The 12,226-nt window shown below is 66.8% G+C and carries 10 protein-coding genes; 4 read left to right on the top strand and 6 right to left on the bottom strand.

The window, feature by feature from the left end:
• Window positions 1-28 precede the first annotated feature (28 nt).
• From accA to KUV81_RS00935, 3 genes are read left to right on the top strand one after another with little or no spacing between them, the layout of a single operon-like run.
• Entirely contained in the window at window positions 29-988 is a 960-nt protein-coding gene (gene accA / locus KUV81_RS00925; RefSeq protein WP_222541964.1) for an acetyl-CoA carboxylase carboxyl transferase subunit alpha, read from the top strand.
• On the top strand, window positions 979-2,316 hold the full coding sequence (tilS, locus tag KUV81_RS00930; RefSeq protein WP_222541965.1) for a tRNA lysidine(34) synthetase TilS: 1,338 nt from the start codon (window positions 979-981) through the stop codon (window positions 2,314-2,316). Before accA ends, tilS begins: the two co-directional genes overlap by 10 nt.
• A 19-nt stretch (window positions 2,317-2,335) precedes the next feature.
• Window positions 2,336-4,279 (top strand): cation:proton antiporter, encoded by a 1,944-nt coding sequence (locus KUV81_RS00935; RefSeq protein ID WP_222541966.1) that lies wholly within the window; start codon window positions 2,336-2,338, stop codon window positions 4,277-4,279.
• Between the two features lie 34 nt (window positions 4,280-4,313).
• Here KUV81_RS00935 and KUV81_RS00940 read toward each other — a convergent pair whose 3' ends face one another.
• Both KUV81_RS00940 and KUV81_RS00945 read right to left on the bottom strand, forming a co-directional pair.
• Window positions 4,314-5,435: a patatin-like phospholipase family protein gene (locus KUV81_RS00940; RefSeq protein ID WP_315900022.1), complete on the bottom strand. Its 1,122-nt coding sequence runs from the start codon at window positions 5,433-5,435 to the stop codon at window positions 4,314-4,316.
• A gap of 319 nt (window positions 5,436-5,754) precedes the next feature.
• Window positions 5,755-7,467: a proline--tRNA ligase gene (locus KUV81_RS00945; protein ID WP_222541968.1), complete on the bottom strand. Its 1,713-nt coding sequence runs from the start codon at window positions 7,465-7,467 to the stop codon at window positions 5,755-5,757.
• Between the two features lie 180 nt (window positions 7,468-7,647).
• Here KUV81_RS00945 and KUV81_RS00950 point away from each other — a divergent pair, with 180 nt between their 5' ends.
• Entirely contained in the window at window positions 7,648-9,228 is a 1,581-nt protein-coding gene (locus KUV81_RS00950) for a CHASE domain-containing protein (protein WP_222541969.1), read from the top strand.
• Here KUV81_RS00950 and KUV81_RS00955 read toward each other — a convergent pair.
• The 4 genes from KUV81_RS00955 to KUV81_RS00970 are packed head-to-tail and all read right to left on the bottom strand — an operon-like array spanning window position 9,225 to window position 12,221.
• Window positions 9,225-9,791, bottom strand: coding sequence for an acyltransferase (locus tag KUV81_RS00955; RefSeq protein ID WP_261389239.1), 567 nt, complete (start codon window positions 9,789-9,791; stop codon window positions 9,225-9,227). The genes KUV81_RS00950 and KUV81_RS00955 overlap by 4 nt on opposite strands.
• 41 nt (window positions 9,792-9,832) lie before the next feature.
• Window positions 9,833-10,537: a tRNA (N6-threonylcarbamoyladenosine(37)-N6)-methyltransferase TrmO gene (tsaA, locus tag KUV81_RS00960; RefSeq protein WP_222541970.1), complete on the bottom strand. Its 705-nt coding sequence runs from the start codon at window positions 10,535-10,537 to the stop codon at window positions 9,833-9,835.
• Window positions 10,527-10,907, bottom strand: a complete 381-nt coding sequence (gene rcsF, locus KUV81_RS00965) for an Rcs stress response system protein RcsF (protein ID WP_222541971.1) — start codon at window positions 10,905-10,907, stop codon at window positions 10,527-10,529. Before rcsF ends, tsaA begins: the two co-directional genes overlap by 11 nt.
• Window positions 10,908-10,952: 45 nt before the next feature.
• Window positions 10,953-12,221, bottom strand: coding sequence for an amidohydrolase family protein (locus tag KUV81_RS00970; RefSeq protein ID WP_222541972.1), 1,269 nt, complete (start codon window positions 12,219-12,221; stop codon window positions 10,953-10,955).
• Window positions 12,222-12,226: the final 5 nt, after the last annotated feature.

Below are 12,226 nucleotides of genomic sequence, written 5' to 3' on the forward strand. Positions count from 1 at the left end.
TGGATGGCCCACCGAATAGAGTAATGGTATGAGCCTGGAATTTCTGGAATTTGAACAACCGATCGCCGAACTGCAAGCCAAGATCGACGAGCTGAAGAACGTCACCGAGAACGGCGACCTGGATCTCGACCTGCAAAAGGAGATCAGCCAGCTGGAGGAGAAGCGTGAAGGGCTGACGAAGAAGATCTTCGCCTCCCTGGAGCCCTGGCAAGTGGCCCAGATGGCCCGTCACCCGCTGCGTCCCTACACCGAAGACTACGTCGCGGCGCTGTTTACCGAGTTTGATGAACTGTGCGGCGACCGCGCCTACGCCAACGACGAGGCGATCGTCGGCGGCACCGCCCGCTTCAATGGCCAGCCGGTGATGGTGATTGGTCATCAGAAGGGCCGGGACACCAAGGAGAAGATCCGCCGCAACTTCGGCATGCCCCGCCCGGAAGGCTACCGCAAGGCCCTGCGCCTGATGGAGATGGCGGAGCGCTTCAAGCTGCCGATCCTGACCTTTATCGACACCCCCGGTGCCTACCCCGGTGTTGGTGCCGAGGAGCGCGGTCAGTCCGAGGCGATCGCCCGCAACCTCAAGGTGATGGCCGGCCTTAAGGTGCCCACCATCTGCACCGTGATCGGCGAAGGGGGCTCCGGCGGCGCCCTGGCCATCGGCGTGGGGGACCGGGTCAACATGCTGCAATACTCCACCTACTCGGTGATCTCGCCGGAAGGGTGCGCCTCCATCCTGTGGAAGGACGCGGGCAAAGCCTCCCTGGCCGCCGAGGCGATGGGGATCACAGCCGAGCGCCTGCATGAGCTGGGGCTGGTGGACAACGTCATCCGCGAGCCCATGGGAGGCGCCCACCGGGACGTGCCCACCATGGCCGGTAACCTCAAGGCACGCCTCGAGGAGGACCTGGCGATCCTGCAGGGGATGGACACCGACACCCTGCTGTCCCAGCGCTACGAGCGCCTGATGGGGTACGGTTATTGCCGCTGAGTGATGCCCTGGCGCGGCTGCAGGCCGCGCTTGCCCAGGCCCTCGAAGGGGCGACGCCGCCGCGTCGCCTGCTGGTGGCCTACAGCGGGGGCGTCGACTCCCAGCTTCTGGTGCACTGCCTGGCCTCTGGGTCAGGCAGTGCCGTATCTGCCCCCATCCAGCTTATCCACGTGCACCACGGCCTGTCGGCCCAGGCCGACCGCTGGGCCGAGCACTGCCAGACCCAGGCCGAGGCGCTGGGCCTGCCGCTGGAGGTGGTCCGGGTGCAGCCCAAACAGGGCCCTCGCATCAGCCTGGAAGCCAGCGCCCGAGAAGCCCGTTACCAGGCCCTGGCGGCGCGCTGCCAAACCGGGGATTGGCTGCTGACCGCCCACCATCGGGATGACCAGGTGGAAACCCTGCTGCTGGCCCTTAAACGTGGCTCAGGGCCTTTGGGGCTCTCCGGCATGGCGGAGCGTCAGCCCTTCGCCTCGGGTTCTCTGGTGCGGCCCTGGTTGCGCCAGAGCCGGGCCCAGATCGAGGCTGCCGCGGCCAGCCTGGGGCTGGCCCACATCGAAGACGACAGCAACGCCGATGAGCGTTTCGACCGCAACTTCCTGCGTCGCAGCGCCTTGCCCCTGCTGAACACCCGCTGGCCCGGCTTCAGTCAGAGCGTGGCCCGCAGCGCCGCCCTTTGCGCCGAGCAGCAGCAACTGGTGGATGAGCTGGCTGGCGAGGATCTGGCCCACCACCGCCAGGAGGACGGTGCCCTGTCGGTGCGAGCCCTGGCACAGATGAGCGCGCCGCGGCGCAACAACCTGGTGCGCTTCTGGCTGCGTCAGCAGGGGGCGCAACTGCCCAGCCAAGCCCAGATGGGGGCGATGGCGATGCTCTGGCAGGCCCGGGAGGATGCCCAGCCGCAACTGGACTGGGGTGAGCACAGCCTGCGCCGCTTCCGCGATGGGCTCTACCTGGTGGCGCCGCTGCCAGGCCTGGGTGAGCGCTGTGAGACTCTGGTCCTGGGCCAGGCGACCACCCTGGCCAATGGCGAGTGCTGGCGGCTGGTCGAGCAGAGCAGCGGGCCCCGAATTATGGCCCCGGCGCCGGGCCAATCCGTCCAGGTGCGCTACGATCTGCCAGGCAGTCTTCGCCTGCATCCGGCGGGGCGAGACCGCGCCCGCAGCCTGAAGAAGCTGTGGCAGGAGTGGGGGATACCGCCCTGGCGGCGTGGCCAGGTGGCCCTGCTCTGTTACGATGACAAGGTGGTGTCGGCCCTGGGGCTCTGGCTGGAGCGCAGTGCCCTGTGTGACACCGGGCCCGGATGGGTGCCCATCAAGGAAAACGACTGAGGGAGAGGACGCAGTAACCATGGATCACGGTTGGTTGGAATTGGGGTTGGCGATGGCCGCCATGGCGGTGGTGGCGATCTGGATGTGCCGTCGCCTGGGTCTGCCGGTGATCCTGGCTTGGCTGGGGCTGGGCCTGCTGGCCGGCCCCCAGGGGCTGAACTGGCTGGGTCCGGACCAGATCCATTTGGTGGCGGAGCTGGGCATCGTCTTTTTGATGTTCTCCCTGGGCCTGGAGTTCTCCCTGCCCAGGCTCTGGGCGATGCGCAGCCGGGTATTCGGCCTGGGCTCGGCCCAGGTGCTGATCACCGGCGGGATAGGCTGGCTGATTGCCCTGGCCTTCGGCATCGATCTGCGCTCCGCCATCGTGGTGGGGGCCGCCATCGCCCTCTCCTCCACCGCCATCGTGCTCAAGCAGCTGGATGAGCTGGGCTGGCTCAACCGCCGTCACGGCGAGCTGTCGGTAAGCATCCTGCTGTTCCAGGACCTGGCGGTGATCCCCCTGCTGATCGTCATCCCCATGCTGGGCTCAGAGAGCGCCGGTACCGTGCTGCTGATTGAATTGGGCACCGCCCTGCTCAAGGGGCTGGCGGCCTTCGCCATCCTGCTGTGGGCCGGGGGTTATCTGCTGCCGAGGCTGTTCGACCAGGTGGCCCGCTCCCGCTCCGACGAGCTGTTCGTGCTCACCACCCTGGTGGTGGCCCTGGCCACCGGGTTCATCACCCTCTGGCTGGGCCTCTCCATGGCCCTGGGGGCCTTCCTGGCCGGGATGCTGCTGGGGGAGAGCCAGTACCGCCAGCAGCTGGAAGCGGACATTCGCCCCTTTCGCGATCTGCTGATGGGGCTGTTCTTCGTCTCCGTCGGCATGCTGCTGGATCTCTCCTTGGTGGGGGAGCACTGGCTCACCCTGCTGGGACTGCTGGTGGCGGTGATGGTGGGCAAGAGCGCGGTGATCATGGCCCTGGGGGTGAGCAGCGGCGAGAAGTTCAAGGACGCCCTGGCCACCGGCTTGTGCCTGGCACAGATCGGCGAATTCAGCTTTGTGCTGATTGGCCTGGCACTGACCTGGCAGGTGATCGATCCCACCCTGGCCAACCTGCTGGTGGTGACCGGGGTGATCTCCATGGCCCTGGCCCCCAGCCTTATCGCCCGCTGCCTGGATCTGGCCAAGGGGCTTATTGGACAGGGCCACCAGTGGACCACGGAGGCGGATGAGGCGGAGCCGGTGCCGAGCCAGGATCACGTGGTGCTGCTGGGCTACGGCCGGGTGGGGCAGACCATCGCCCGCTTCCTGCGCCGGGAGGGGATCCCCTACACCGCGCTGGACTTGGATCCCATCCGGGTGAGCGAGGCCCGCCGCGGTGGCGAGCCCATCCTGTTCGGCGACGGCCGCCGGGCGGAGATCCTCAAGGAGACCGGCATCGGCAACGCCAAGCTGGCGGTGATCACCTTCGACAACCGCCGGGGGATCTTCAACCTGCTGGACTGCATCAAGGAGCTGGCCCCCCAGTGCCGGATCCTGGTGCGCACCCGGGACGACGACACCCTGATGGCCCTGGAGCAGGCCGGCGCGGACCAGGTGATCCCGGAGAGCCTGGAGGGCAGCCTGATGCTGGTTTCCCAGGTGCTGTACCAGTCCGGTGTTCCCCTGCCGGTGATCCTCAAGCGCCTGGAGCGGGAGCGTCGACGCCACTACCGCACCCTGCACGGATTCTTCTCCGGCGAAGCCGGCGGCAGTGAGCAGCTGCACGGAGTGACCCTGCCGGAGGGGGCCTGGGCGGTGGGCCGCTCCCTCTCCAAGGTCTCCTTGAGCCACTGGCAGGTGAGCATCGAGGGGGTCCAGCGGGAGCGGGAGCGTCTCGAGGCCCACGACGACCTCACCCTGGCGCCGGGAGACACCCTGCTGCTGATGGGGGCCTCCAGCAAGCTGGAGCGGGCCGAGCGGCGCCTGCTGGACGGCTACTGAGCGACGATTTCGCCTGGGCGTCCCACGCCCGGGCTTACAAGCGGAAGAAGTGCTTGAGCTCACCCTTGCGGGCCAGGGCATCCTGGTAGCCCAGTTCGATAAGCTCCAGGCAATAGGGGGCTTCGAACATCAGGTAACTGAGCAGGCTGGAGTCGCTGTCCCGTTTCACCCCGATCCCTCGCAACAGCAAACGCACCGCCCTGGGCAGGCGCCGGTAATGGCGCCGGGCGATGAGATCCAGATCCTCCGAGGGCTTGATCACCAGCGTCTCGATGGGCTTGAGGGGCTGATTGAGCCGCTCCGGCTCCGGCATCAGTGCCAAGGATCGGTTGATCCGCTCCAGCCGTTCCAGATCCGAATTCAGGGTGTCGGAGAAGATGGTGTCCAGCAGGTGGCCGGCGATGTCACTGGTGGCGGGCGCCCGGTGACGCCGGGTCATGGGTTGATCCCCGTGGGGGCTGTCCAGGTTCACCACCAGCAAGCGCGAGGCCCCCAGGTGGATGGGGGGGCTCAAGGGCGAGAGCTGCAGCACCGAGCCGTCGCCGTAGTGATCGTCCCCCAACCGCACCGAGGGGAAGATCAGCGGGATGGCGCTGGAGGCCATCAGGTGGTCGATGGTGAGGCGGGCCCGCTCGCCATGGCGGCGAAACCGCTGCCAGGTGTGGATCTCAGGGTGGCCCTGGAAGAAGTTGACCGAGCAGGGGTGGTAGTAGCGGGTGGCGGACAGGGTGATGGCCCGCAGATAACCTCGCTCGATGTGCCGGTCCAGGCGGTCCAGGGGCAGCACCTGTTCCATCAGCGCCCGCAGGGGCCGGTTGTCGAACAGGCAGGGGGGCCGCTTGCTGCCGGGCTTGAAGGCCAGGGAGCCGAAGTGGCGGGCGATCCCCAGGGCGTCGGCCCGGTAGACCTGGTGGGTGCTGAAGTGCTGCCACACCCATTCGAGCTTGCGCACCCCCAAATGGAAACAGCTGGCAAAGCAGGCCAGGGTGGTGGCGTTGATGGCGCCGGCGGAGGTGCCGCAGAGGATGGGGAAGGGCAGACCGTGGTTACGGGGGTAGAAGCTGGCGATCGCCTTGAGCACGCCCACCTGGTAGGCGGCCCGTCCGCCGCCGCCGCTCAGTTGCAGTCCGTACTGGGGTTTGGGGGAATCAGTCACGTCCCGTTTTTCCCTGAAAATCCGATCGTTAGAGCTAATTTTAGTCAGCTTAGCGGGAGGGGAGAGCCAGGGGCAAGGGGAAAAAAAGGATCCGGCTTCCTGCCGGCAAGGGTCCTCCAACTGACGCATCGAACACAAGACGATGGGCACCGATGTGGCCTATGGGCGGGGCCTTGGGTGCCGACGGCAGCGCGCTCTGAGCCAGCGCACCACCTGGCGGGCATCATAACTTTGGGCCGACGCATTGGCCCCTTAATTGTGGATTAAGGCACAAAAAAGCCAGGGCCTGGGCCCTGGCTTTTCCTTGTATCACGAGAGTTTAGCCAAACTTCGCGGCGAAGAAGGGCACCACCTCGTCGATGGCCAGATCGGATTTTTCACCGCTTTGGCGCACCTTGTACTCGACGTTGCCGGCGTCGATGCCGCGTTCGCCGATGACGATGGTGTGGGGGATCCCGATCAGCTCGTGGTCGGCAAACATCACCCCCGGACGCTCTTTGCGGTCGTCAAACAGCACTTCCACTCCGGCCGCAGTCAGCTCGGCGTAGAGCTTCTCCGCCAGCTCCGCCACCCGGTGGGACTTGTGCATGTTCATCGGCAGGATCGCCACCTGGTAGGGGGCGATGGCGTCGGGCCAGATGATGCCGCGGTCGTCGTGGTTCTGCTCAATGGCCGCCGCCACGATGCGGGAGACGCCCACGCCGTAACAGCCCATGATGAGCGGGGTGGCCTTGCCGTTGGGGTCCAGCACCTGAGCGTTCATGGACTCGGAGTACTTGGTGCCCAGCTGGAAGATGTGCCCCACCTCGATGCCCCGGGCGATCTTCAGCGTGCCTTGGCCACAGGGGCTGGCGTCGCCCTCCACCACGTTGCGCAGGTCCGCCACTTCCGGCAGCGCCACGTCGCGCTCCCAGTTGATGCCGAAGTGGTGCTTGTCGTCCACATTGGCGCCGGCGCCGAAATCGTTCAGGGTGGCGACGGAGCGGTCGATCACCAGCGGGATGGGCAGGTTGACCGGCCCCAGGGAACCCGGGCCGGCGCCGATGGCCGCGCGGATCTCCTCCTCGGTGGCGAAGGTCAGCGGGGCCGCCACCTGGGGCAGTTTTTCCGCCTTCACTTCGTTCAGCTCGTGGTCACCGCGCACCATCAGGGCCACCAGGCTGTGCTCGCTCTCTTCGGCGGCCTTGACGATCAGGGTCTTGACCGTTTTCTCAATGGCCAGGTCAAACTGCTCCACCAGCTCGGCGATGGTTTTGGCGTTGGGGGTGTCCACCAGGGTCATCGCCTGGGTGGGCTCACCGCGCTCGCCCAGGGCCAGTGCTTCCGCTTTCTCGATGTTGGCGGCGTAGTCGCTGTCGGTGCTGTAGGCGATGGCGTCCTCACCGCTTTGGGCCAGTACCTGGAACTCGTGGCTGTGGCTGCCGCCGATGGCGCCAGTGTCCGCCAGTACCGGGCGGTAGGCCAGGCCGATGCGCTCCAGGATGCGGCAGTAGGCGTCGTACATCCCCTGATAGGTTTCATCCATGGAGGCCTGATCCAGGTGGAAGGAGTAGGCGTCCTTCATCAAAAACTCGCGGGCGCGCATCACGCCGAAGCGGGGGCGGCGCTCATCGCGGAACTTGGTCTGGATCTGGTAGAGGTTGATCGGCAGCTGCTTGTAGGACTTGATCTCGTCCCGGACGATGTCGGTGATCACCTCTTCGTGGGTCGGACCCAGGACGAAGTCCCGCTCATGGCGATCCTTCAGGCGCGCCATCTCGGCCCCCATGTCGTCCCAGCGACCGGTCTCCTGCCACAGGTCCGCCGGCTGAACCACCGGCATCAGGGTTTCCACGGCGCCGGCTCGGTTCATCTCCTCGCGCACGATGTTCTCCACCTTGCGCATCACGCGCAGACCGCTGGGCAGCCAGGTGTAGAGACCGGCGGCAAGCTTTCGGATCATGCCGGCGCGCATCATCAGCTGATGGCTGACGATTTCCGCATCGGAGGGAGTCTCCTTCATGGTGGAGATCAGGGTTTGGCTGGTACGCATGGTCGTGGGATCCAACTGCAGAAAAGTAGCCGAGTATTTTAGCAATTCAGGGGTACAAGTCTATCGGTGCCAAGCGTCTGTTTTAGCAGCCTCGCATTCCACTCATCGGGGATGGCGACAAAATCGACAATCACCTACTATCTAGTTTTCAGCCCAGCCCCCAATTGCGTAAGGACGCGCGTGCACCGTTACCTTTCCCTTGTCGCCATCCTGATGGCCGGCTCCAGCCTGTTTCTGTTCGTGGCGTACCGCATCGCCCTGGGCGAGCAGGCGCTGCTGGAGGAGGAGTATCGCCACCTGGCCAGCAACCAGGCCCAGACGGTGAGCTGGCACATGAACAGCGCGTTCGACACCTTGAACCAACTGGGAGTCCTGTTCCAGGGCTCCGAGTCGGTCAGCGCCGAAGAGTTTGGCCGGGTCGCCGAGGGGATGCTGGGCCGACACCGGGAGATCCGGGCCCTGGAGTGGATCCCCGTGGTGCCCCAGGCCCAGCGGACCGAGATGGAGGCGGTGTGGCGCCAGCGCTTCCCCGGCTTCACCTTCACCGAGCTGCACGACGGCGTCATGGTCACCGCCCGGCCCCGCAACTTCTACTACCCGGTCTACTACCTGGCCCCCCTGGCGGGCAACGAGCGGGCCTTCGGCTTTGACCTGGGCTCGGAGCCAGTGCGCCTGAACACCCTGATGCAGGCCCGGGACGAGGGGCGGCTACTTTCCTCCGCCTCGGTGCAGCTGGTGCAGGGCCCCTCTGCGGTCAAGGCGGTGCTGGTGTTCCTGCCGGTCTACCGGGGATTGCCCGCCACCTTGAGCAACCGACGGGCCAACCTTATGGGGTTTGTGCTGGGGGTGTTTGAGGTGGAGACCATGGTGCAGACGGTGCTCTTTGACCGGGAGCAGAGCCGCATCGATTTTCGCCTCTACGACGACAGCGCCGACGGCGAGGTGCTGCTGACCGTCGGCCAGTTTGACCCGTCCATGGCGGCCTGGGACTACGATTTGCCCCTGTCCCACAGCGGGGGCCGCCAGTGGCGCTTCCAGGCCCGCCCCCAGGAGGCATTTTTCGAGCAACAGCGCAGCTTGTTGCCCTGGGCCATCGCCCTGGGCGGCCCCTTGATGATGCTGTTGCTGGTGGGCATGGTGCATCAGCTCAGTCAGCGCAACCGGGCCATCGCCGCCCTGGTGGAGGAGCGCACCCAAGAGCTCGATGAGGTCAACCGCAAGCTGATGCAGCTGTCGTTGACCGACAGCCTGACTGAGGTGGGCAACCGGCGCCAGTTCGATCACTGGCTGAACGCCGAATGGGACGCCGGTCGGCGCACCAGTCGGCCCCTGACCTTGATGCTGGTGGATGTCGACCACTTCAAGGCGTTCAACGACAACTACGGCCACAGGGCCGGGGACAAGGCGCTGCGCAAAATTGCCGCCTCACTCAAGGGGCGACTCAATCGTCCCCGGGATCTGGTGGCTCGGTACGGTGGGGAGGAGTTTGCCATCCTGCTGCCGGAATCCTCCGACAACGTGGTGGTGCTGGCCCAGGCCCTGTGCGATGGCATCACTGAGCTTGGGATCCGCCACGAGTACGGTGCCGAGGTGGGGGTGGTGACCGTCAGCATCGGCGTGGCCACGTTGGTGCCCGGCAGCGAGCAGCGACCGGACACCCTGGTGGAGCTGGCGGATCAGGCCCTCTACCGGGCCAAGGCGGAGGGGCGCCACCGGGTGGTCAGCTACGGCGGCCAGGTGCACCTCAAGCTGGCGCCCTAGGCCGAATCCCGTCGGTCGCCAATCACCCGGGCCGGGCTGCCGGCCACCTTGGCGTAGGCCGGCACATCCTTTGTCACCACCGCCCCCATGCCGATGATGGCGTGATCGCCAATGGTCACGCCATCGACGATGCCCGCCCGGGCCCCAATCCACACGTCCCGCCCTATGGTGACCCCCTTGGAGCTCACCGGCTGCTGATACAGCGGCTGATCCAGAGCCATGCCGTGGTTGAAGGCGTAGATGGTGACTCCGTGGGCGATGCGGGTCTGGGCACCGATGCGGATCCCCGCCCGGCCGCCGTCCAGGCTGCAGCCGTGGTTGATGCTGACCTCCCCTTCGATGTCGATGGGGCCGTGGAGGAAGCATCCGGCGGCGATCATGGTGCGGGGGCCGAGGGTGACCGGCCGGCCCGGCTCGGCAAAGAGCGCCAGGTCCGGGGCGATAAAGCACCCCTCGGCGATGGTGACCGTTTCCAGGGCCATCAGCTGGGCCTGGAGCTGCGCCTGCCAGGGCTCGGCCCAGGCCCGATGCTTGGGTTTGAGGCGGTAGTAGAGCCAGGGCATCCAGGCCAGGCGGCGCTGGTGCTGCGCGCGGTAGCGATCGCTCACACCGGCACCACAGCGCAGAGGTGGTTCACGCCGTCGCGCACTTGCCAGCGCAGATCCCAGTCGTACAGCTGCACCCCGTAAACCCGGCCCGGCTCCGCGTCCTGGTAGGCCGGGCGCGGGTCCTGGGCCAGCACCTGGCGGGCCAGCTCGGTGAACCCCGGCTGGTGGCGCTCCGCCTCGGCCAGCTGAGCTTCGGCCTCGGGCGCGATCACCAGGGCCATGGCCGTCGGTGCTGCCTGGGCGTAGCCGCCCTCGGCATCAGGGTGGGCGTCGGAGTAGGGGATGTAGGGCTTGATGTCGTAGATGGGGGTGCCGTCCAGCAAGTCGATGCCGCTGACCTCGACAAAGTGTTGCTTGCCCTGCTGGCCGATGCGGTGCAAACGCACCACCGACAGACCCAGGCCATTGGGGCGAAAGGTGGCGCGACTGGCGAACACTCCCAGTCGGGCGTTGCCCCCCAGCCGGGGCGGGCGCACCGTGGGTTTCCAGCCCTGCTCCAGGTTCTGGTGGAAGCTGAAGATGAGCCACAGGTGGGAGAACTGCTCCAGCCCCCGCAGGATCTCCCCCCGGTTGCACTCCCCCTGGAGATCCAGTCGACCGATGGCCGCGGGCACCAGGTTGGGTTGGCGGGGGATGGCAAACTTCTGGCGGTAGGGGGAGCGGCACAGGGCCACCGGGCTCAGGCGGTGCTCAGCGCTCATCTTGGGAGACCATCTTCAGCGCCTGGCCATAGCAGGCCCGGGCGACCACGCAGCCCGGGTGTTCCTCCAGCACCATGCACTGATGCAGGCGGACGGCGTTGGCCCCCAGTTTGCCCGCTTCCAGGCGCATCTGGGTCCGGGCATCGGCGTCGCTGGCGGGCACGGAGCGGGCGCTCTCCTGGCAGCTGATCCCCTCCACCACCCCTAGCACCTCGGCGTTGCCGATGGCGGTCTCCGGGCCCAGCAGCTTGACCTGCCCAGGCTGGAAATAGTCATCGAAATTGGCCGGATCCAGGTTGCTGGAGAAGTGGTAGTCGCCGGCACAGCCGGCCAGCAGCAGAATGGGGAGAAGGGAGCGGAGCAGGGGCATAACCACACCGAAGTTGTCGAATATGCCCCTGATTGTATCAAGCTTTTATTGGCGCTGACGGTACTTTTGGTAGAGCCGCTCGTGGCGGTTGTCCAGGTCCACCGGGCGGCCGTCGAGGTAGAGGGCGATAACGTCCGCCTCGGCCATGTCCAGCAGATCCCCTTTGCTGATCACCAGGCTGGCGCGCTGGCCCACCGCCAGATCCCCCAGATCCTCAGCCCCCATCAACTGGGCCGGCACCCGGCTGATGGCGGCCAGGGCTGCCTCCCTGGGCAGGCCGTAGGCCACCGCCTGACCGGCGGCGAACGCCAGGTTGCGGCTGTCCCAGCTGCCGGTCCAGGCCAGAGCCAGGGTCACCCCCGCCTGGTGCAGCAGTGCCGGCTGGGCAAAGGCGTGGTCGTAGGCTTCATCGGCGCGCCGGGGCAGGCCGTTGGCGTGGGTGTAGACCACGGGCACCGCCAGCTGGGTCAGGCGCGGGGCCACCCGCAGGGCGTCATAGCCTCCCACCAGCACCGCTTTGAATCGGTAACGCTCTACCAGATCCAGAGCCTGTTCGATCTGACGCTGGTCATCGGCGTGGATGAACAGGGTCAAATCCCCCTCGAACAGCGGGCCCATGGCGTGCCAGCGGGTGTCCACCGGGCGGCTGCCGTCCTGGGCCAGGTGGTAGCGGTAGGCGGATTCGAAACTCTGCCAGAGGGCGTCCAACTGCTCGGTACGGGCCTGTATCGCCTCATCGCGGTCGTCCGGATCCCGCTGGGGCAGTCCCGCCTCGGGCCAGTAAAGGTGCAACCCGGTGTCCTGGCGGACCAGGGCGTCCCCCAGGTTCCAGCCGTCCAGGCCCACCAGGGCGGAGCGGCCCGCCAGCCGGTTGCCCTGGGGCACCAGCTGGGCGTAGCCGATGCCGTTGCGCCGTACCGTGGGGATCACCTCGGAATCCGCGTTGAAGGCCACGGTGGCCCGCAACTGGGGGTTGTGATCCCCCACCTCGTAGGAGTCCACGGTGCTGCGCACCATGCCGATCTCCCGAAGCCCCAGTTGGCTGTCCAGGGCAATCAGGGCGGGGTAGAGGTGGTGGCCGCTGAGATCCGCCACCCGGGCGCCCTCCGGTGCCGGCAGATCCACGCCGATGGCCTGGATCACCCCGTCAACGAACAGCAGATCCGCTTGGGGCAGCACCCCCTGCTCGGCGGTGTGGATGGTGGCGCCTTTGAGCAGCACCGGCTGACTCTGGGCCGGCCCGGGCAGGATGTCGTGGGCCTGGGCGGTGATGGGGCTGACCAGCAGGGCCAGCATCAAGGTCAAAACTCGCATCGATG

Origin of the sequence: Ferrimonas balearica, from assembly GCF_019802085.1 — a bacterium.
Classification (GTDB): Bacteria; Pseudomonadota; Gammaproteobacteria; order Enterobacterales; family Shewanellaceae; genus Ferrimonas; species Ferrimonas balearica_B.

Bases quoted from the DNA above. Each gene is read 5' to 3' on its own strand.
- tsaA (WP_222541970.1), bottom strand. From the start codon at position 10,537: ATGAGCGCTGAGCACCGCCTGAGCCCGGTGGCCCTGTGCCGCTCCCCC.
- rcsF (WP_222541971.1), bottom strand. From the start codon at position 10,907: ATGCCCCTGCTCCGCTCCCTTCTCCCCATTCTGCTGCTGGCCGGCTGT.
- KUV81_RS00945 (WP_222541968.1), bottom strand. From the start codon at position 7,467: ATGCGTACCAGCCAAACCCTGATCTCCACCATGAAGGAGACTCCCTCC.
- KUV81_RS00970 (WP_222541972.1), bottom strand. From the start codon at position 12,221: ATGCGAGTTTTGACCTTGATGCTGGCCCTGCTGGTCAGCCCCATCACC.
- KUV81_RS00955 (WP_261389239.1), bottom strand. From the start codon at position 9,791: ATGCCCTGGCTCTACTACCGCCTCAAACCCAAGCATCGGGCCTGGGCC.
- KUV81_RS00935 (WP_222541966.1), top strand. From the start codon at position 2,336: ATGGATCACGGTTGGTTGGAATTGGGGTTGGCGATGGCCGCCATGGCG.
- accA (WP_222541964.1), top strand. From the start codon at position 29: ATGAGCCTGGAATTTCTGGAATTTGAACAACCGATCGCCGAACTGCAA.